The organism is Burkholderia sp. BCC0397 (assembly GCF_902832865.1).
Lineage (GTDB): Bacteria > Pseudomonadota > Gammaproteobacteria > Burkholderiales > Burkholderiaceae > Burkholderia.
In genome coordinates this window covers 1099463-1120326 of record NZ_CADFDL010000002.1, presented here as the reverse complement: position 1 = coordinate 1120326, position 20864 = coordinate 1099463, and the positions used below count along the sequence as shown (strand labels likewise).

The following is a 20864-nucleotide window of genomic DNA, read 5'->3' as shown; positions in this document are numbered from 1 at the left end:
GTGCTCACGAGAAAAAGTCCAATGTCATTGCCGCATTCAATACGGACAGGGCTCTCGATGTGCCTGCTGATCGCAGGCACAGCGATGGCCCAATCCCCCCAGGTACCGGGCTTTACCCATGTGCGCTCCCTGGCCGGTATCGACGAATACCGCCTGGACGCCAACGGCCTCACGGTGCTCGCCCTGCCCGACCCTGCCGCACCGGTGGTCAGTTTCCAGGTGTTGTACCGGGTAGGTTCGCGCAACGAGGCCACCGGCACCACCGGCGGCACCCACCTGCTGGAACACCTGATGTTCAAGGGCAGCCGGCACTACACGAAGGAACGGGGCAACTCGGTGAACGACTATCTGGAGCGGGCAGGCGCCAGCTTCAACGCCACCACATCGATGGACCGCACCAACTACTTCGGTACGCTGGAACGCCACGCGCTGGAAGGCTATATCGCCATCGAAGCCGACCGCATGCGCAACCTCCTGCTGCGCCCGGAGGATCTGGCCAGCGAGATGACGGTGGTGCGCAACGAGTACGAGCGGGGCGAGAACCGTCCTTTCCGTGCGTTGTTCCAGCAGGTGCTGGCCACCGCTTACCAGGCGCATCCATACCACCATCCGACCATCGGCTGGCGCAGCGACATCGAGCATGCCAGCGTGGACAAGCTGCGCAGCTTCTACGACACCTTCTACTGGCCGGACAATGCGGTGGTCATCCTGGTCGGCGATTTCCAGCCGGCGCAGGCGTTGGGCTGGATCAAGCAGTACTACGGCGGCATTCGGCGCGCGCCGCATGCGATCCCGGCGATGATCACCGAGGAGCCCCCGCAACAGGGGGCGCGGCGGCTGGTGCTCAAGCGGGCCGGCGAGACCGGCAGCGTCATCATTGCCTTCAAGGCGCCCAACGCCGTGCATCCCGATGCGGCAGCGCTGATCGTGCTGGGCCTGGTATTGAGCCAGGGCAAGGCCAGCCCGCTGTATCGCACGCTGGTGGACACCGAAGTCGCGACGAACGCCAGCGCCAGCTTCCATGCGTTGCGCGATCCCGGGCCGTTCCTGATCACGGTCAACCTGTCGTCCGATGCCAAACACGACCAGGCCGAGAAAATCGCCTGGGCCGAACTGGAGCACATCAAGACCCAGGGCGTGACTCGCGAGGATATCCAGCGGGTGCTGGGGCCTTACCGGGCCGAGCAAATCTACCAGCGCGACGGCGTCAGCAAGACTTCCGCCCGGCTCGGCGAAGCGGTCGCACAGGGCGATTGGACGCGGTTCGTCACCGAGCTTGAGCAACTGGAAAAGGTCACGCCCGCCGACGTGCAGCGAGTGGCCCGCAAGTACCTCAATGAAGACCAGAGCACCACCGGCTGGTTCGTCCCGGAGAAGTCCACATGATGCGCGTTCGTTTCAAGTGCGTGCGCCCATGGGTAGTGGCATTGGCCATGCTGTGGTTGCCTGTCGTCGCTGAGGCGGGCATCGCCGATCGCGTGGTGCGCGCCCAGGCCGGCAGCATCGACCTGTTGGTCTATCCGATGGCGCCGCGGGAAATGGTGTCCGTTGCCGCGGTGATGCCGCTGGGCAATGCCGACGCGGCCAGCAAGGCGACCAATCCCGCCGTGCCATTGCTGACCGGCATGTTGCTGGAGGCGGGCACCACCCGCCGCGACAAGGTAGCCATCTCGAAGCTGCTGGAGAGCCTGGGCGCCCAGTTGTCGTTCCAGACCGCAGGGGGCTACGTCGGCACGTACGGCAAGAGCCTGACCAGGGATTTACCGACCCTGATCGACCTGATGGCCGAGCAGTTGCGCTTGCCGGCCTTCAAGGCCGAGGAACTGGCCAAGGCCAAGACCCTGCTGGAGGCCAGGGTCCGTCAAAGCGGGGAAGTACCGGGCATACGGGCAAGTGATGCGTTGTCGCTGGCCATCTACCCCGAGGCACACGTCAACGCACCGGTGCCGCGCGAGCGGATGCTCGCGGCCATTGCCGCCGCCACGCTGGAGGACATCAAGGCGTTTCATCGCACGTACTACGGACCGGCGCACATGACCGTGGTCGTGGTGGGCGGCGCGGACCCTCGAAGCCTGCAGACCAAGTTGGTCGAGGCCTTCGCGGGCTGGAGCGGCGGCAAGGCACTCGTACGGCAGGGGCCGGCACGCAAAGTAAGTCGGCCCGACACGCAGCGCATCGCGATGAAGGACAAGGCGTCCATCAGCGTGGCGCTGGGGCAGGCCATCGACCTGCGCGCCAGCGACGTCGACTACCTGCCCCTGAGTGCGGGCATCGCGGTCCTGGGCAGCGGCTTCACCGGCCGCTTGATGGCAACCGTCCGCGACCAGGAAGGCCTGACCTACGGCATCGGCGCCGGCCTGTCCGGCCTCTCGCTGATGGAGGGCGGCTTTGTCGTCAACACCAGCTTCGCCCCGCCCCTGCTGGACCAGGGCATCGCCAGCGCCCGCCGCGTGCTGGACGCCTGGTGGAAACAGGGCATTACCCAGGCGGAACTGGATGCGCGCAAGGACGGCATGATCGGTCGCCAGCGGGTCGCCATGGAAACCACCGGGCAGATGGCCGCCATGCTCGCCCAGACGGTGCTTCAGGACCAACCGCTAAGCGACCTGGACACCTACGCCGAGCGTGTCCGTGCGCTGACCGTGGAACAGGTCAACGCCGCCATCCGCAAATACCTGGACCCCGGCAAGATGACGTTGGTGCAAGCGGGGACGTTTGCGGAGAGGTAACGGTCGCTCCGCTTCGTCCCGCCCTCCCGCCCCGGCTTCGGCCGGGTCGTTGCGATCGCATATGCGTGGACCGGCAGGCAAGCACGATCGGCAACCGCGGTCGCGCAACAATCGCTGCGGAAGCGCGCCGCCGCTATGCGAAAATCGAAGCCATCGCTCTCTTCCATCCACTCAACGGGGCTCGCATGACCACCCACATCACGATCGAATTCACCGAGCACGCGGCAGAAGCCATCGGTGAGCAAACCAGCACGAGCTTTTCCTACGACCAGGGTGCCCACGTGCCGCAGCCCGGCGACTTCGTCGAGATCGAGAATTCCCGGCAGACGTTTCTCGTGATCGGCCGCGTGTTTTCGCTCAAGGCCAACTACAGCGCGGTCAAGCTCGTTCTCGATCTACCGCCGTCGGATGGCGAACACGAATTCGATCCGGAGTCGTGACGCATCCAATCCCGTGACGAAATCGCAAAAAGTCCACCGAAGCAGGCCCGTACTCGATCCGATGCTCACTTCGGATACGTCGCTGCCGTCAGGCACCGGTTGAACCAGACCGCATCGTCGCCATCGCCGATCAGCCACAGCGCCGCATCGAGTTATGGCCGGCCGGTTGTCGGCGTAGGCGCGTGACTATCGCTATCGACCGTCCCCGCGCGCAGGCAGCCTGCGCGCCCCCGTTATCGCATGCCTGCGCCAGCGCCTCGCAGAACGCCACCGGGCGAATCTTCCCACCATCGGCCGCACTCACCGCGCGATACTGACAAACCGCACCGGTGGCCCAATCCTCGCTCTGGCTGCAGCTACGTGCACGATGCTGCACGTGTAGCGCACCGAAACACGCATACGAAACGTGTACGCCCCGCGCATCGCCCGGAATGAAATCGCAGTTCGCCTCGAAGCCCGCCAACGGGCCGCCCGCATATTTCGCGAGCGCTGGCGCTCGGCCCGCGCCAGCGCAATCAGCCCTTTGCCCGACCGATCGGCCAGCACGGCGGCACGCTCGTCGATGGCCTTGCGCACTTCGTCGGTGGCATCAGGTTTGTCGATGAACCGTCAACCCCGACTGATCGAGGTTGAGGTGCTCAACCATCCGTTGCCGGGCGACATGAATATGCCCCTTTGCAGCATCGGCTGCCAGCCTCAATACCGGAGACCATTATTCAAAAAATCCGGCTGAGCAAATAAAAAATCCACAAACCAAACCACAACCAAAAATCATCGATAAATTTATTTTGCCGCAACCACCCAATCACCCTCGGCCCTTATTTGACCTCACAACACACAATCCACAAGAATAATTTAAAACGCTCAACAATCCTCAAAAAATCATTGCCAAATCCGCCACCCTCACTCAACACCCGATTAATCTCCGATATATTCCACATCGATCAGACATCGACACCTATTCAGCCAGCCAACGCTGAACCGTGCATGACCCGCATCACAACCCAAGTAATCCACTCATTCACCAAGGAAAGACCATGAAAAAACTCGCGGCCACCCTCGTTTCGGCCATGATACTTGCTGCATCCTCGTACGCCTCCGCGGAATCGCTTTGCAAGGCAGGCAAGATCGACAAGATCGAAACCGATACGAGCGGCAATCTCCTCGTATCCATCAACGATGGCATTTACTCGTTCAGTGCCAAGGAAGTTTTTCCGATTATCTATTCGGCATTCTCCGAAAATAGAAATATCTTTATTTACGGAAATAACTGCGCAAACGGATCGGCGGCAAGCCGCTTCGCGGTTCGATAAGCCGACTGAAACTCCGGCCATCGGCATCTTTTACAATCAGCGCTTTATCTGATATTCGGCCGACCGGGCTTTGCCGGTCGGCCTTGTGCGTTTTAATTTGCACTGATGCGCTACAGCACGACAACGCCCATGCACTCGCGGGCAATGTCTCCGTGCGGACAATCGTTCCGCGACGCGGCCCGTTGCCGTCCCGAACGGGCCGTCCCGAACGGGCCGTCCCGCACGATGCCGGCGCGACACTTTGCGCGTCCACGCCGGATCTCCGCTTACTTCTTCTCCGGCTCCGACGCGCCCGGCTGCTTGAACGGGAACGTGTTGAACATCGACTTCGCCTGGTTCTGCATCTGTTCCTGCATCTGCACGAACATGTTCTTCGACTGCTCGATGTAGCTCGTCATCATCCCTTGCATCATCGGCGCCTGCATGTTCATGAACTGCGACCAGACTTCCGGATTCATCGCGTTGCCTTCGTACAGGTTCTTCGACTGATCCGTGAGCTTGTTCTGGATGTCGATGAACGCCTGGATGTTCTTTTCCAGGTACGTGCCCATCATGCCCTGCATCGCATGACCGTAGAAACGGATGATCTGCGACAGCATCGACGACGAGAACATCGGCACGCCACCGCTTTCCTCTTCGAGGATGATCTGCAGGAGGATGCTGCGCGTCAGGTCTTCATTGGATTTCGCATCGACGACCTTGAAATCCTCCTGCTCCAGCACGAGCTGCTTCACGTCGGTAAGCGTAATGTACGTGCTTGTCTCGGTATCGTAGAGCCGGCGGTTCGGATACTTCTTGATGAGCCGTTCGGCCGTTTTCTTTGTAGTAGTCATGTAACGCCTTTGAGTGCAGCGTAGCGCAAGTGACGAATCCCCGCCGCCCGAATCCGGGAGGCGGGGGCCTTCGGAAAACGCCCGGCTGCGCGGCCATCCGGCCCGCGCAGCGCGGACGCTCAGCCCATGTGCAGGCCGCCGTTCAGCGAGAAGTCGGCGCCCGTCGCGAAGCCCGAATCGTTCGACGCGAGCCACGCGACGATCGAACCGATCTCCTCGGGGCCGCCGAGACGCCGCACCGGGATCGTCGCAACGATCTTCTCGAGCACGTCGGGGCGGATCGCCTTGACCATGTCGGTGCCGATGTAGCCCGGCGACACGGTGTTGACCGTCACGCCCTTCGTCGCGACTTCCTGCGCGAGCGACATCGTGAAGCCGTGAATGCCGGCCTTCGCGGTCGAGTAGTTCGTCTGGCCGAATTGCCCCTTCTGGCCGTTCACCGACGAAATGTTGATGATGCGGCCCCAGCCACGTTCGACCATCCCGTCGATCACCTGCTTCGTCACATTGAACAGGCTCGTCAGGTTGGTGTCGATCACGGCGGTCCAGTCTTCGTGCGTCATCTTGCGAAACACGACGTCGCGCGTGATGCCCGCGTTGTTGACCAGCACGTCGATCTCGCCGACTTCGGCCTTGACCTTGTCGAACGCTTCCTTGGTCGAGTCCCAGTCGCCGACGTTGCCTTCCGACGCGATGAAGTCGTACCCGAGCGCCTTCTGCTCCTCGAGCCATTTCACCCGGCGCGGCGAGTTCGGGCCACAACCTGCGACCACCTTGAAGCCGTCTTTCGACAGGCGCTGGCAGATGCTGGTGCCGATGCCGCCCATCCCGCCCGTTACGTACGCAATTCGCTGAGACATAAATCTCACTCCATTTTTTGGTTTCGAGAGCTGCCTGAAGCCCCCTCTGACTTCACGTGACGCCGGCCGAAGCCGCAATCGGCCGGCGCACGGATTCGGTTCGCCGGTGGCGAACGGCCGGTGACGGACGGCCGGTCACGGACGCTCGACCGCGAGCGCGACACCCATCCCGCCGCCGATGCACAGCGACGCCAGCCCGCGCTTCGCATCGCGCTTGATCATCTCGTGCAGCAGCGTCACCAGGATCCGGCAGCCCGACGCGCCGATCGGGTGGCCGATCGCGATCGCCCCGCCGTTCACGTTCACCTTCGACGTGTCCCAGCCCATCTGCTTGTGCACCGCCAGCGCCTGCGCCGCGAACGCTTCGTTGATTTCCATCAGGTCCAGGTCGCCCGGCGTCCAGCCTGCGCGCTCCAGCGCCCGGCGCGAGGCCGGCACCGGGCCCATGCCCATCACGCTCGGATCCACGCCCGCGTTCGCGTATGCCTTGATCCGCGCGAGCGGCGTCAGGCCCAAGGCTGCCGCCTTCTGCGCCGACATCACCAGCACCGCCGCCGCGCCGTCGTTCAGCCCCGACGCGTTCGCCGCCGTCACCGAGCCGTCCTTCGAGAACGCCGGCTTCAGCCCGGCGAGCGACTCCGCCGTCACGCCGTGACGCACGAACTCGTCGGTCGCGAACTGCAGCGGCTCGCCCTTGCGTTGCGGGATCGACACCGGCACGATCTCGTCGTCGAAGCGCCCGGCCTTCTGCGCGGCTTCCGCCTTGTTCTGCGACAGCGCCGCGAACGCGTCCTGCTCTTCGCGCGTGATCCCGTATTCCTTCGCGACGTTCTCCGCCGTGATGCCCATGTGGTACTGGTTGTACACGTCCCACAGGCCGTCGACGATCATCGTGTCGACCAGCTTCGCGTCACCCATCCGGAACCCGTCGCGCGAGCCCGGCAGCACGTGCGGCGATGCGCTCATGTTCTCCTGGCCGCCCGCGATCACGATCTCCGCGTCGCCCGCGACGATCGCGTTCGCCGCCAGCATCACGGCCTTCAGGCCCGAGCCGCACACCTTGTTGATCGTCATCCCCGGCACGGCGCTCGGCAGCCCCGCCTTGATCAGCGACTGCCGCGCCGGGTTCTGCCCGGAGCCGGCCGTCAGCACCTGGCCCATGATCACTTCGCTGACTTGGTCGGGCTTCACGCCCGCACGCTCCAGCACTGCGCGGATCACCGTCGCGCCCAGTTCGGGCGCCGCAATCTTCGCCAGCGAGCCGCCGAATTTGCCGACCGCGGTCCGCGCGGCCGATACGATCACTACATCCGTCATTTCCCTTTCCTCCAGGCCCGCACGACACGGCGCATCGTTACCGGCCCTGTTAAAAAAAACTGCGGTGCACCGGACAGCGTGCGCCGCTGTCCGGTTTTCGTCAATCGCGCTGCAACACGTAGCGCCCGGGCGCCGGCTCGATCACCGGGAATTGCGCGGAACCCGGCTGGGCCGGCGGCGCGACCTTGCGGCCGCCGTACGCGTCGAGCCACTCGACCCACGTCGTCCACCAGCTTCCCGGCTGCTCGGTCGCCGCGGCGAACCAGTCGTCCGCGGATTCGGGCAGGTCGTCGTTGACCCAGTAGCTGCGCTTCTTCTTCGCCGGCGGGTTGATCACGCCTGCGATGTGCCCCGACGCGCCGAGCACGAACTTCAGCGGGCCCGACAGGATCGACGTCGATGCATAGGCCGTCTGCCACGGCACGATGTGATCCTCGCGCGAACCGTAGATGAAGGTCGGCACGTCGATCAGCGACAGGTCGACCGATTCGCCGCACACGGTCAGCGCACCCGGTTCGCGCAGCTTGTTTTCGAGATAGGTATGGCGCAGGTACCACGCGTACATCGGGCCCGGCAGGCTCGTCGAATCGCTGTTCCAGTAGAGCAGGTCGAACGGCGCGGGCGTGCGGCCCTTCAGGTAGTTGTCGACGACGTAGTTCCACACGAGATCGTTCGGCCGCAGGAACGAGAACGTGTTCGCGAACTCGACGCCGTGCATCAGCCCCGGTTGCGTACCGTTCTTGCCGCCGATGGTCTGCTCGCGCATCTGCACGTGCGCCTCGTCGACGAACACGTCGAGGATGCCCGTATCGGTGAAGTCGAGCATCGCGGTGAGCAGCGTCATCGACGCGGCCGGATGTTCGCCGCGCGCGGCGAGCACCGCGAGCGCGGTCGCGAGCATCGTGCCGCCGACGCAGAAGCCGAGCGTGTTGATCTGCTCGCGGCCACTGACCTGCTGCACCGCGTCGATCGCTGCGAGCAGCCCTTCGTTCATGTAGTCGTCCCACGTCTTGTGCGCGACCGATGCATCCGCGTTGCGCCACGACACGAGGAACACCTGATGGCCGTTCGACAGCGCGTGCGCGACGAGCGAATTCTCGGGTTGCAGGTCGAGGATGTAGAACTTGTTGATGCACGGCGGGACGATCAGCAGCGGCCGCTCGAACACCTTGTCCGTCTTCGGCGTGTACTGGATCAGCTGGATCAGGTCGTTCTCGTACACGACCGCACCTGCGGTACACCCGAGGTTCTTGCCGACCACGAACTGCGATTCGTCGGTCTGCGAAATCTTGCCGCGCTGCAGGTCGCCGAGCAGGTTCATCATCCCCTGCCGCAGGCTTTCGCCCTGCGTTTCGAGGATCGATTTCTGGGCGTCGGGATTGAGTGCGAGGAAGTTGCTCGGCGCGGCGGCGGCCGTCCATTGCTGGACCGTGAAACGGATGCGCTCGCGCGTCTTCGGATCGGTCTGAAGCGCGTCGGCCAGCTCCTGCAGATAGCGCGCGTTGAGCAGATACCAGGCGGCCGCGAAGGCATGCGCGGGGGACGCCTTCCACGCGTCGCCGCTGAAGCGGCGGTCTTTCAACTCCGGCGACTCGAGCTTCGCGGCGGCCGCCTGCTGCATCAGCGTCATGCAGTCGCGCGCGTAGTCGGCCTGCAATGCCTGGAGCCGTTCGGGCGGAATCGCGGCAACCGGCAGCTTCAGCCCCGCGAACGGCGACGCCATCGCGCCGAGGTCAGGCATCGCCGGCATCTGGAACGGAAACGACGTCGGGAACTGGAATGTCGCGAACGGGTTGACGGAGGCCGATGCCGTCGCGGTGCGCGCCGGATCGGCAAAACCGCGCCATGCGTTCAACCACGACTCGAACATCTGCTGCATCGGCTGGGCGGCCGGATCGAATCCGGTGCTGCCCGCGGAAGTGCCCGCATGCGCGGACGTCGACGAATTTTTCGATGCTGTCATTACCTGCCTTACCGGTGATTCGTGAGCGTCAATCGTGAAATCCTGCTCGCGCGCGGCGTGCCGGCTGCGAGCCGGGCCGTCATGCTCTGGAGAGGCGTCTCCAGATTCTGCCGCAGTGCGGTATTTTTATCATTATCGTTTTCCCCATGTGAAGCGCCCGGTCAAACCACTGAACATTTCTGCACGAAGATAATCCGCGCACGACAGACGGGGCAAGGGTTCCGGCGAAACATAAAACATTTTGCTTGACTTGACGTCGGGATTTTTCATTCAGTCGCGCATGCAACGCCGCATTACCGCCTCAATATCGAGATAACCGATTTCGCGGCGCAACAAAGCCGGCGCGCATACGCATGCGATCAATCGGCCAGCCAGATTGCCGCGGCCATGCGGCCCGTCACACGGTCGCGCCGATACGAATAGAAGCGCGCGCGTTCGGCGACCGTACAGGCCGTCCCGCCGCTCACGTGCGCCACACCCGCACGCGCGAGTCGCAGGCGCGCGAGCGCGTAGAGATCGGCAAGAAACTTGCCGGGCGCGCCGTCGATCGCGACGAACGCATGACGGGTTTCATCATGCTCCGACTGCGGAGCCGTGTCGAGAAACGCATCGCGCACGTCGGCGCCGACCTCGAACGCCCGCGGGCCGATCGCCGGCCCGAGATAGGCATGCAGCGTGTCCGTCGCGCCGCCCGCGAGCGCCGCGACGCGCGCGGCCGTCTGCTCGACGATGCCGGCCGCGAGGCCGCGCCAGCCCGCATGCGCGGCGCCGACCGCGCGGCCCTGCGCGTCGCACAGCAGCACGGGCAGGCAATCGGCCACCATCACCACGCAGACGGCGCCGGCCTGATCCGTGACGCTCGCGTCGGCCTGCACCGGCGCCGTGGCGGCAGGCGCCGCGGCGATCACCGCGTCCGCCCGCACGATCTGCGCGCCGTGAACCTGCTCGAGCCATGCGGCGCTCGACTGGCCAGCGAGGGCAAGCACGCGCGCGCGATTGACGGCGACATGGTCGGGATCGTCACCGGTATGCAGGCCGAGATTCATCCCGCCCGGCAGCGCCGTACCGTCCTGCCAGCGCCCGTACGGGCCTTCGCTCACACCGCCGTCGCGCGTGGTGATCAGCGCGCGCACGCGCGGCGACACCCGCCAGTCGGGCTGTACGCAGTCCTGCCACGTCAACGGCGCCAGGTTCGTCATCGGCACTCACTCCTCCTCATCGTCCGGGTACGGCTCGTCGTCGTGATACTCGCCGCCGAAATCGTCATCATCGTAGACACCGTCGTCGTCGTCGAATTCCTCGTCGCCCTGCCCGAAGCCGAGCGCCGCGACCAGTGCGTTCATGTCGTCCGGCAGCGGGCAGCGCCACTGCATCGCCTTGCCCGTGACCGGATGCACGAGGCCGAGCCGCCACGCATGCAGCGCCTGCCGGGCGAACCCGTCCGGCAGCGGCGCGACCGAGCGCTTGCCGCGCGCCCGCCCGTAGACCGGATCGCCGAGCAGCGGATGCCCGGCGTGCGCGCAATGCACGCGGATCTGGTGCGTGCGGCCGGTTTCGAGATCGCACTGAATCGCCGAAACCGGCTGACGTTGCCACAGGCATGTGTCAACCGTGCGGAAATGCGTGCGCGCGGGCTTGCCCGACGCGCCCGTGACCACGGCCATGCGCGTGCGCTCGCGCGGGTCGCGGCCGATCGGCGCATCGATCGTGCCCTCCTCGGGCATCGTGCCCCACACCAGCGCGAAATAGCGACGCTTCACCGTGCGGGCCTGCAGCTGGCGCACGAGGTCGGTCTGCGCGGCCAGCGTGCGGGCGACCACCATCAGGCCGGAAGTTTCCTTGTCGAGCCGATGGACGATCCCCGCGCGCGGCAAGCCGGCCGCCGCGTCGCCATAGCGATGCAGTAGGCCGTTGAGGATCGTGCCGCTCCAGTTGCCGGCGGCCGGATGCACGACGAGGCCGGCCGGCTTGTTGATGACGACGAGCGCGTCGTCCTCGTAGATCACGTCGAGCGGCACGGGCTCCGGCGTGAACGCGAGCTGCTCGGGCAGCAGATCGGGCACGAGCTCGATCTTCGCGCCGAGCGGCACCGGCTGGCGGATCTTCGCCGGCGCGCCGTCGACGAGCACGCGCTGCGCCTCGATCCAGCTCTGCAGGCGGCTGCGCGAGAATTCGGGGAACAGTTGGGCGAGCGCCTTGTCGAGGCGTTCGCCCGCGAGCGACAGCGGCACTTCGACGATGCGCGGGGCGTCGTCGGGCACCGCGGACGGCACCACGGGCGGCTGCATCGCGTCGCCGGCCAGATCGTCATCGAGGGAATCCCCCGACGCAGCGTCGGCGGGCCGATCGCTTGGGCTATAATCTTCGCGATTTGGTGTGCCCGGCTGGGCATTCTGCGAACTTGAACGGGTCATTTAGACTGGGTCACCGAGACTTGAAGCTAGGACATGCGAGCATGATGAATTCGACCAAACGCACGGCCAGAACCGTCGCCGCCCGGGCTGCGGCGGTAGCGGCCGCGGCCCTCATCGCCGGCTGCCACGGCTTGCCGCAGAAGCAGGACGAGACGGCTACCTGGTCGAACAACAAATTATACTCAGAGGCCCAGGACGCACTGTCCGGCGGCGACTGGGGCAAGTGCGCGAAATATTTCGAATCGCTGCAAGGCCGCGATCCGTTCGGCCATTTCGCGCAACAGGCACAGATCAACGTTGCATACTGCAACTGGAAGGACAACGAAGCGGCAGCCGCCGACCAGGCCGTCGATCGCTTCATCCAGCTCCACCCCGATCATCCGGATATCCCGTACGCGTACTACCTGAAGGGGATGATCCACTTCAACGACGATCTCGGCCTGTTCGGGCGCTTCTCCGGCCAGGACATGAGCGAACGCGATCCGCAGGCGCTGCGCGAATCGTACGATGCGTTCAAGGTCGTCGTCGATCGCTTCCCGAAGAGCAAGTACGCGCCCGATGCGGCCGCACGGATGCGCTACATCGTCAACGCGCTCGCATCGCACGAAGTGCACGCGGCCGACTACTACTATCGCCGTGGCGCGTATGTCGCGGCGATCAACCGCGCCCAGCTCGCGATCAAGGACTACAAGGGCGCGCCGGCGATCGAGGATGCGCTGCACATCATGATCCTGTCGTACGGCAAGCTGAACCAGCCGGAACTCGCCGAGGACACGAAGCGCGTGCTCGCGGGCACGTTCCCCGACAGCCCGTACGTGACGGGCCATTCGCGACCCGGTTCGAAGAAGTCGTGGTGGCAGTTCTGACGCACTGCGCGATGTAACAACCGTTGCGCACACAAAAAAACCCGGCCATCGAGCCGGGTTTTTTACGGGCGCCGCATTCGGGCGGCGCCGGGGCGTTCGCGCGGCAAGCGCCGCGCGTGCGGTCACGCGCCCTTGTCGGAGCGGCGCTCGTCGAAGAAATCCTGCACGACCGCGATCTCGCGCGTGCGCTTGAACGGCGGCAGGCTTTGCCAGATCCGGCGCCCGTACGGCTTGTCGACGAGCCGCGTGTCGCAGATCATCAGCACGCCGCGATCCGTCTCCGCACGAATCAACCGGCCCGCGCCCTGCTTCAGCGTGATCACGGCCTGCGGCAACTGATGCACGGCGAACGGGCTCAGCCCCTTCTTCGTCAGCGCATCGAGCCGCGCGGCCAGCACCGGATCGTCCGGCGGCGCGAACGGCAGCTTGTCGATCACGACCAGCGACAACGCATCGCCGCGCACGTCCACGCCTTCCCAGAAACTCTGGCTGCCGACCAGGATCGCATTGCCGTACGCGCGGAAGCGGTCGAGCAGCTCGGTGCGGCTCGCGTCGCCCTGCACGAGCAGCGGCGTGTTCCAGCCGCGCGATTCGATCACGTCGCGCAGCTTCGACGCGATCCGGTCGACCGCGCGCAGCGTCGTGCACAGCATGAACACGCCGCCGCCGGATGCCTCGATCGCCGGCAGCGCGGCATCGAAGACGGCGTCGGTAAATGCCGGCGAAGACGGCTGCGGCAGGTTGCGCGGCACGTACAGCAGCCCCTGCGACTGGTAATCGAACGGGCTGGCGAGCGTCATCGAACGACGCGAGCTGAGGCCCATCTGCGCCGCGTAGTGCGTGAAATCCCCGCGCACCGACAGCGTGGCCGACGTGAACACCCATGCACGCGGCACGCCCGCACGCTGCTTCGCGAAGATCGGCGCGACCGACAGCGGCGTTTCGTGCAGCTGGACGGTATGCGCGAACACCTCCACCCAGCGCACCTTCTCGTTCGGATCGCCGTCGGACGCCGCCTTGTCGCCGGCTGCTGCCGCGTCGGCCTTCGCGGCTGCCTCCGCCGCGCCGGGCGCGACCCAGCCGGCCAGCAGGTCCTGCAGCTCGCGGGCGCGCCGCAGGCACGCGCCGAGCGATTCCGCGCGCTCGGCCTGGCTCGCGAGCGCCGATGCGAGCGCATCGAGCGCAGCGTCGAGCGCATCGAGCGCACCGAACATCGGGTGATCGTCGCCGAGCTGCGCGAGCGACATGCGCACGATCTGGTCGTTCGCGAACGCGAGACGCAAGTCGCGCGCCGCGCGCTCGAGATCGCCGCCGAGCTTCACCCACTCGACCGCGTCGCGCGCATGGCTCAGGCCTTCGGCGACCGTGTCGCGCGCGAGTTCGAGGATCTGCGTCGTCGACAGCGTCTCGCCGAAGAACAGCGTCGCCGTCTCCGGCAACTGGTGCGCTTCGTCGAAGATGATCGTGTTCGCGTTCGGCAGCAGTTCGGCCATCCCCGTGTCGCGCAGCATGATGTCCGCGAAGAACAGGTGATGGTTGACGACGACGACGTCGGCCTGCTGGGCCTCGCGCCGCGCCTGCATCACGAAGCATTCCTTGTAGTGCGGGCATTCCTGGCCGAGGCAGTTGTCGCGCGTCGACGTGACCATCGACCACACGGGCGCGTTTTCAGGCACGCTTGCGAGTTCGGCCTTGTCGCCGCTCTTCGTGAGCTTCACGAAGCGGACGATTTCCTGCAGATACGCGGTATCCTGCCGCGACGGCAGGCGGCCGTTGTCGGCCGTGCGTTGCAGGTAGTAATGGCACAGGTAGTTCGAGCGCCCCTTGAGCATCGCAACCGTCACCGGCACCGCGAGCGCGTTGCGCACGGTCGGGATGTCGCGCTGGAACAGTTGGTCCTGCAGGTGCTTCGTGCCGGTCGACACGATCACCTTGCCGCCCCACAACATGGCAGGCACGAGATACGCGTAGGTCTTGCCGGTACCCGTGCCGGCCTCGACGATCAGCGTGTTGTCGCCTGCGTCGCTGTCGGATTCGGTTACCACGGCGTCGTCCGCGGCCGGCCCGGCCGCCTGGTCGCCGTCGCCGAGGCGGCGCGCCGGCCGCTTGCGGGTTTCGAAGATCTCGGGCTCGGGCATCCGGCGTGCGGATGCTTCCATCGCGGACGCGACCGCGCGCGCCATCTCGATCTGCGACGTACGCGGCCGGTAACCATCGAGCGCGCGCGCCAGCAACCCGCCTTCGCCGAAGATCGTGTCGAGTTCGTCGACGCGCTTGCGGCTCAGCTCGAAGGTGCCTTCGGGCGCACGAACGCGCCCGGCGGACGTCGTATCACGCCGGGCATCGGGGGTGGCTTCAAGCGGTGAATTCAAGGCAAGCGTTCCTGTGTCCAGCGCCCGAGCGGCGCCGGCGCTTGCCAGGCCGCGCTCAGGCGCGCTTATCCGGTTCGAGCTGCGATTGCAGCAAAATGATTTTGTCCTTGGCCGCCAGCTTTTCCTTCTTCAGCCGGTGCAGCGTGATGTCGTCGATGTCGGAGTGCCCTTCCTTCAGCTCGATCTCCCGAGCGAGCTGCTGGTGCTGCTCCTGCAATGCAGCCAAACGGTTGTGCAATTCCTGCTGCTGTTCCGTGTGACGGTTTTGCATACCTGCCTCCTCATCGAAGCAGCGCGACGGCTGGCGTGCCGACGCGCCCGAGACTGATCCCGATCAATTCAACACGTTACTGCCCCTGCTGTTGCTGCTGCTTGGCCTTCTGGGCCGCTTCCTGCTGACGCCGCTCGATATCGGCCTTGTGCTGCGCGGCTTCCTTCTGCTTCTGCTCGTAGCGCGTGGCGTTGTCCGCCCGCTCCTGCGCCTTCTGCGCCGCCTGCTGGTGCGCCTGGTCGAGCTTGCGCTGGAAATCCGCCTGCTTCTGGTCGTATGCCTGCTTGCTCGCCGCGCGTTGCGGCCCTTCCGCGCCGCGCTGCGCCTGCTTCAGTGCATTCTGCTCCTGCTTGTCGCGGAATGCAGCCGCGTTCGCCGCGTCGTTCGCCGCCCGCTGCGGCGCTTCCGACGCGTTCTGGGCCTGCTTCAGCGCCTGTTGCTGGTCGCGCTGCTGCGCGCGCACCGCGCGCTGCTCGTCGCTGAGCGCGAGCTGCTCCTGGCGAATGCTCGCCCGCTCCTCGCGCATCTGGTCGCGCGCCTTGCCGAGACAGTGGTTGACGAAGAACTTGCTGTAGCAATCGTGCTCCGCCACCGCATAACGATAATCGTTTTCCGCGGAGCGTTGATTGAGCACTTTTTGACGGGCGTCGAAATCCGGGGCGGCGGAGGCGGCAACGGGCGCGGACGTGACGGTGTCCGGCGCGCTGGCGCCAGAGGCCTGCGCGAATGCGCCGGAAGGCCCGGCAGACAAAGCCGCGGCGAGCGCTGCGCCGAGCGCGACGAGAGAAATGCGGGAAGTTGGCAACGTCGTAGGAAAGCTGCGGGACATGTGTCAAATTCTATCACCCCCGGCTGGACGCTCCGCCATTTATGGCAAAATGCCCCGCTTCATTCACCCGCGGCCTCTGGCCCGCCGGGCAGCCCGCCGCTTCGGGCCTGCCGGCCCGCGCCGCGATTCCAGCAGGCAGACAGACCATCCACGACATGACGGAAACCGTAGCACTCAAGATCGTACAGCGCATCGCCACCGAACTGTCCGTCCAGCCGCGCCAGGTCGCGGCGGCCGTGCAACTCCTCGACGAAGGCTCGACCGTTCCGTTCATTGCCCGGTACCGCAAGGAAGTGACCGGCAACCTGGACGACACGCAGCTGCGCCAGCTCGAGGAACGCCTCCTGTACCTGCGCGAGCTCGAGGATCGCCGCGCCACGATCCTGTCGAGCATCGACGAACAGGGCAAGCTGACCGACGAACTGCGTGCCGCGATCGATGCGGCCGACAGCAAGCAGGTGCTCGAAGACCTTTATCTGCCGTACAAGCCGAAGCGCCGCACGCGTGCGCAGATTGCCCGCGAGGCCGGCCTCGAGCCGCTCGCGCAGGCGCTCCTCGCGAACCCGCTGCTCGACCCGCAGGCCGAAGCGGCCGCGTATGTCGACGCCGACAAGGGCGTCGCCGACGTGAAGGCCGCGCTCGACGGCGCGCGCGACATCCTGTCCGAACAGTTCGGCGAGACGGCGGAGCTGCTCGGCAAGCTGCGCGACTACCTGCACAACCAGGGCGTCGTGTCGTCGGCCGTCGTCGAGGGCAAGGAAAACGAGGAAGGCGAGAAATTCCGCGACTATTACGACTACGCGGAAACGATCAAGACCGTGCCGTCGCACCGCGCGCTCGCGCTGTTCCGCGGCCGCAACGCGGGCGTGCTGACGGTCAAGCTCGGCCTCGGCGAAGAACTCGACGCGCAGGTGCCGCATCCCGGCGAGGCGATGATCGCGCGCCATTTCGGCATCGCGAACCAGAATCGTCCGGCCGACAAATGGCTGTCCGACGTCTGCCGCTGGTGCTGGCGCGTGAAGGTGCAGCCGCACATCGAAAACGAACTGCTCACGCAACTGCGCGAAACGGCCGAAACCGAAGCGATCCGCGTGTTCGCGCGCAACCTGAACGACCTGCTGCTGGCCGCGCCGGCCGGCCCGAAGGCCGTGATCGGCCTCGACCCCGGCCTGCGCACCGGCGTGAAGGTCGCGGTCGTCGACCGCACCGGCAAGGTGCTCGCCACCGACACGATCTACCCGCACGAGCCACGTCGCGACTGGGACGGCTCGATCGCGAAACTCGCGCGCATCGCCGCGCAGACGCAGGCCGAGCTGATCAGCATCGGCAACGGCACCGCGTCGCGCGAAACCGACAAGCTCGCGAGCGAACTGATCGCGAAACACCCGGAGCTGCGCCTGCAGAAAATCGTCGTGTCGGAAGCCGGCGCGTCGGTCTACTCGGCGTCCGAGCTCGCCGCGAAGGAATTCCCGGAACTCGACGTGTCGCTGCGCGGCGCCGTGTCGATCGCCCGCCGCCTGCAGGACCCGCTCGCCGAGCTCGTGAAGATCGAGCCGAAGGCGATCGGCGTCGGCCAGTACCAGCACGACGTGAACCAGCGCGAACTCGCCCGCTCGCTCGACGCGGTCGTCGAGGATTGCGTGAACGCGGTCGGCGTCGACGCGAACACCGCGTCGGCCCCGCTGCTCGCCCGTGTGTCGGGCCTGAACGCGACGCTCGCGCGCAACATCGTCGACTATCGCGACGCGAACGGCCCGTTCCCGTCGCGCGAGCACCTGCGCAAGGTGCCGCGCCTCGGCGACAAGACCTTCGAACAGGCCGCCGGCTTCCTGCGCATCAACGGCGGCGAGAACCCGCTCGACCGCTCGTCGGTGCACCCGGAAGCGTATCCGGTCGTCGAACGGATGCTCGCGAAGATCAACAAGCGCATCGACGACGTGCTCGGCAACCGCGAAGCGCTGTCGGGCCTGTCGCCGACGGAATTTGTTGACGAACGTTTCGGCCTGCCGACCGTGCGCGACATCCTGACCGAACTGGAAAAGCCGGGCCGCGATCCGCGCCCGGAATTCAAGACGGCCACGTTCCGCGAAGGCGTCGAGAAGGTCTCGGATCTCGTACCGGGCATGACGCTCGAAGGCGTCGTGACGAACGTTGCCGCATTCGGCGCGTTCGTGGATATCGGCGTGCACCAGGACGGGCTCGTCCACGTGTCCGCGATGTCGACGAAGTTCATCAAGGACCCGCATGAAGTCGTGAAGGCCGGCCAGGTCGTCAAGGTGAAGGTGATCGACGTCGACGTGAAGCGCCAGCGCATTGCGCTGACGATGCGCCTCGACGACGACGCGGCAGCGCCCGGCATGTCGTCGCGCGGCGGCGGCCAGGATCGCGGCAACACGGGACGCGGCGCGGCCCGCCCGCAGCGTTCGCGCGAGCCGGAACCGGCCGGCGCGATGGCCGCGGCATTCGCGAAGCTGAAGCGCTGAGCAGTCGCAGGCGTCGACGCACAAAAAACCCGCCGAAAGGCGGGTTTTTTATTGCGTTGGCGAAGCGCGCAGCCTGATCGGCATGGGCCGCATGCGCGGCCCCACCGCGCCGGTCAGATCTCGATCTTGGTGCCGAGCTCGACGACGCGGTTCGCCGGAATCGAAAAGAAATCGGTCGGCTTCGCCGCGTTCTGATGCATCCACGCGAACACGCGCTCGCGCCAGATCGACATGCCCGGCAGATGCGTCGGCACGACCGTTTCGCGCGCGAGGAAGAACGACGTGTCCATCAGCTCGAACGTCATGTCGTGCGTGCGGCCGAATTCCTCGAGCACGGCCTTCACGTCCGGCGTCTCGTTGAAACCGTACTCGGCCTTGGCGATGTACAGGCCGCCGCCCGCATCCCGCGCCGTCAGACGCTTGTCGTCGCGCACATACGGGATATCGCGCGTGACGAACGTCAGGAAAATGGTCCGCTCGTGCAGCACCTTGTTGTGCTTCAGGTTGTGCAGCAGGCTGACGGGCACGAGCTTGTCGTTGCCGGTCAGGTAGATCGCGGTGCCCGACACGCGGTGCGGCGGATGCGCGAGCAGCCCCTGCAGGAACGGCTCGAGCGGAATACCGTCGGCCGCCGTGCGCTCCTTGACGATGTGACGCCCCTTGTACCAGGTCATCAGCAGGAAGAACAGCAGCGCGCCGATGCCGAGCGGCAGCCAGCCGCCCTGCGCGACCTTCAGCAGGTTCGCGCCGAAAAAGCCGAGGTCGATCGCGAGGAACACCGCGATGATCGCGCCGACCAGCAGCCGGTTCCAGTTCCACACCTTCACCATCACGACGCACGCGAGCACGGTCGTGATCACCATCGTCGCCGTCACCGCGATGCCGTACGCGGCCGCGAGGTTGTCCGAGCTCTTGAAGCCGACGACGATACAGAGGATCACGGCCAGCAGCAGCCAGTTCACGACCGGCACATAGATCTGCCCGATCGCGAGCTCGGACGTATGCAGCACCTTCATGCGCGGCACGTAGCCGAGCTGGATCGCCTGCGACGTCAGCGAATACGCGCCCGAGATCACGGCCTGCGACGCGATCACGGTCGCGACCGTCGACAGCACGACGAGCGGCAGCAGCCCCCATTCGGGCGCCAGCAGGAAGAACGGGTTTTCGATCGCTTTCGGATTCTGGATCAGCAATGCACCCTGGCCGAAGTAGTTCAGCACGAGCGACGGCATCACGAGCCCGTACGCGGCCAACCGGATCGGCTTTGCACCGAAGTGGCCCATGTCCGCGTAGAGCGCTTCCGCGCCGGTCAGCACCAGCACGACCGAGCCGAGCACGACGTAGGCCTGCAGCAGGTGGTCGGCCATGAACGACGCCGCGTAATACGGATTGATTGCCGCGATGATGCCCGGCACGCGAACGATGTGGTACACGCCGAGCGCCGCGATCACGACGAACCACAGCACCATGATCGGGCCGAACAGCTTGCCGACCAGCGCGGTACCGTGCCGCTGGATCCAGAACAGCGCGATCAGGATCACGATCGTGATCGGCAGCACGAGATGGGACAGGTGCGGCGTCGCGATCTCGAGACCTTCGACGGCCGACATCACCGAGATCGCGGGCGTGATCACCGCGTCCCCGTAGAACATGCACGCGCCGAATATCCCGAGCGCCATCAGCGCGCCCGCGACACGGGTTTTGGAATCGAGTGGCCGCAGCGACAGCGCCATCAGCGCGAGCACGCCGCCTTCGCCGTTGTTGTCGGCCCGCATCACGAACAGCAGGTACTTGACGCCGACCACCAGGATGATCGCCCAGAACAGCAGCGAGATCACACCGAGAATCGAGGCTTCGGTCAGCGGAATGCCGTGTGCGGGGCTGAACGCCTCCTTCAGCGCATACAGCGGGCTCGTGCCGATGTCGCCGAACACGACGCCGATGGCCGCTATCGCGAGCGAGCGCATCGAATGTTGGTGCGTCGAATGCGCGTGGGCTGCGTCGGTCGCCTGAGTCGTGTCGTTCATATGAAGCGTAATAATCGGGTCCGGTCGGACAAAACGAGCGCTATTCTACTCGCGCCCCCCTGAAATACCGTCCTGCCCTGTTGCCCTGACACCACGTGAGCCCACGCTGCGCATGCAATCCCGCGCAAGCTGTGGCAGGGCTGCCAT

At 65.6% G+C, this 20864-nt stretch carries 17 protein-coding genes; 7 read left to right on the top strand and 10 right to left on the bottom strand.

What is annotated here, in order from left to right; genetic code table 11:
• The first annotated feature begins 57 nt into the window (after positions 1–57).
• From HWX03_RS09960 to HWX03_RS09940, 5 genes are all read left to right on the top strand, one after another.
• On the top strand, positions 58–1386 hold the full coding sequence (locus HWX03_RS09960; RefSeq protein WP_244132613.1) for a pitrilysin family protein: 1329 nt from the start codon (positions 58–60) through the stop codon (positions 1384–1386).
• Complete coding sequence (locus tag HWX03_RS09955) at positions 1383–2729, top strand: pitrilysin family protein (protein ID WP_175871110.1); 1347 nt, start codon at positions 1383–1385, stop codon at positions 2727–2729. Before HWX03_RS09960 ends, HWX03_RS09955 begins: the two co-directional genes overlap by 4 nt.
• Before the next feature lie 185 nt (positions 2730–2914).
• Entirely contained in the window at positions 2915–3169 is a 255-nt protein-coding gene (locus HWX03_RS09950) for a hypothetical protein (protein ID WP_175871151.1), read from the top strand.
• 406 nt (positions 3170–3575) lie between these two features.
• Positions 3576–3902: a hypothetical protein gene (locus HWX03_RS09945; RefSeq protein ID WP_175871109.1), complete on the top strand. Its 327-nt coding sequence runs from the start codon at positions 3576–3578 to the stop codon at positions 3900–3902.
• 304 nt (positions 3903–4206) lie between these two features.
• Positions 4207–4482 carry a hypothetical protein gene (locus HWX03_RS09940; RefSeq protein ID WP_175819728.1) on the top strand — a complete coding sequence of 92 codons (276 nt, stop codon included), beginning with the start codon at positions 4207–4209 and terminating at the stop codon, positions 4480–4482.
• Positions 4483–4748: 266 nt separating this feature from the next.
• Here the strand turns inward: HWX03_RS09940 and phaR are convergent, their stop codons facing one another.
• From phaR to HWX03_RS09910, 6 genes are all read right to left on the bottom strand, one after another.
• On the bottom strand, positions 4749–5315 hold the full coding sequence (phaR, locus tag HWX03_RS09935) for a polyhydroxyalkanoate synthesis repressor PhaR (RefSeq protein WP_174390890.1): 567 nt from the start codon (positions 5313–5315) through the stop codon (positions 4749–4751).
• Positions 5316–5434: 119 nt separating this feature from the next.
• Positions 5435–6175 carry a 3-ketoacyl-ACP reductase gene (locus HWX03_RS09930; RefSeq protein ID WP_027784565.1) on the bottom strand — a complete coding sequence of 247 codons (741 nt, stop codon included), beginning with the start codon at positions 6173–6175 and terminating at the stop codon, positions 5435–5437.
• Positions 6176–6310: 135 nt separating this feature from the next.
• On the bottom strand, positions 6311–7492 hold the full coding sequence (locus HWX03_RS09925) for an acetyl-CoA C-acetyltransferase (protein ID WP_175871108.1): 1182 nt from the start codon (positions 7490–7492) through the stop codon (positions 6311–6313).
• 100 nt (positions 7493–7592) lie between these two features.
• Positions 7593–9455: a class I poly(R)-hydroxyalkanoic acid synthase gene (gene phaC, locus HWX03_RS09920; protein WP_175871107.1), complete on the bottom strand. Its 1863-nt coding sequence runs from the start codon at positions 9453–9455 to the stop codon at positions 7593–7595.
• A gap of 359 nt (positions 9456–9814) precedes the next feature.
• Positions 9815–10654, bottom strand: a complete 840-nt coding sequence (pgeF, locus tag HWX03_RS09915) for a peptidoglycan editing factor PgeF (RefSeq protein ID WP_175871106.1) — start codon at positions 10652–10654, stop codon at positions 9815–9817.
• A gap of 6 nt (positions 10655–10660) precedes the next feature.
• Positions 10661–11869, bottom strand: coding sequence for an RluA family pseudouridine synthase (locus HWX03_RS09910; RefSeq protein WP_175871105.1), 1209 nt, complete (start codon positions 11867–11869; stop codon positions 10661–10663).
• A gap of 41 nt (positions 11870–11910) precedes the next feature.
• Here HWX03_RS09910 and HWX03_RS09905 point away from each other — a divergent pair, with 41 nt between their 5' ends.
• Positions 11911–12735, top strand: a complete 825-nt coding sequence (locus HWX03_RS09905) for an outer membrane protein assembly factor BamD (RefSeq protein WP_039360216.1) — start codon at positions 11911–11913, stop codon at positions 12733–12735.
• Positions 12736–12857: 122 nt separating this feature from the next.
• Here HWX03_RS09905 and HWX03_RS09900 read toward each other — a convergent pair whose 3' ends face one another.
• The 3 genes from HWX03_RS09900 to HWX03_RS09890 all read right to left on the bottom strand — a co-directional run bounded on the left by HWX03_RS09900 (position 12858) and on the right by HWX03_RS09890 (position 16207).
• A complete protein-coding gene (locus HWX03_RS09900; protein WP_175871104.1) occupies positions 12858–15107 on the bottom strand; it encodes an ATP-dependent DNA helicase in 2250 nt (749 codons plus the stop codon).
• Between the two features lie 55 nt (positions 15108–15162).
• A complete protein-coding gene (locus HWX03_RS09895; RefSeq protein WP_006478692.1) occupies positions 15163–15378 on the bottom strand; it encodes a YdcH family protein in 216 nt (71 codons plus the stop codon).
• A 76-nt stretch (positions 15379–15454) separates the two neighbouring features.
• Positions 15455–16207: a hypothetical protein gene (locus HWX03_RS09890; protein WP_175871103.1), complete on the bottom strand. Its 753-nt coding sequence runs from the start codon at positions 16205–16207 to the stop codon at positions 15455–15457.
• Positions 16208–16362: 155 nt separating this feature from the next.
• Here HWX03_RS09890 and HWX03_RS09885 point away from each other — a divergent pair, with 155 nt between their 5' ends.
• Positions 16363–18690: a Tex family protein gene (locus HWX03_RS09885; protein WP_175871102.1), complete on the top strand. Its 2328-nt coding sequence runs from the start codon at positions 16363–16365 to the stop codon at positions 18688–18690.
• 113 nt (positions 18691–18803) lie between these two features.
• Here HWX03_RS09885 and HWX03_RS09880 read toward each other — a convergent pair whose 3' ends face one another.
• Entirely contained in the window at positions 18804–20717 is a 1914-nt protein-coding gene (locus HWX03_RS09880; protein ID WP_175871101.1) for a potassium transporter Kup, read from the bottom strand.
• Positions 20718–20864 lie beyond the last annotated feature (147 nt).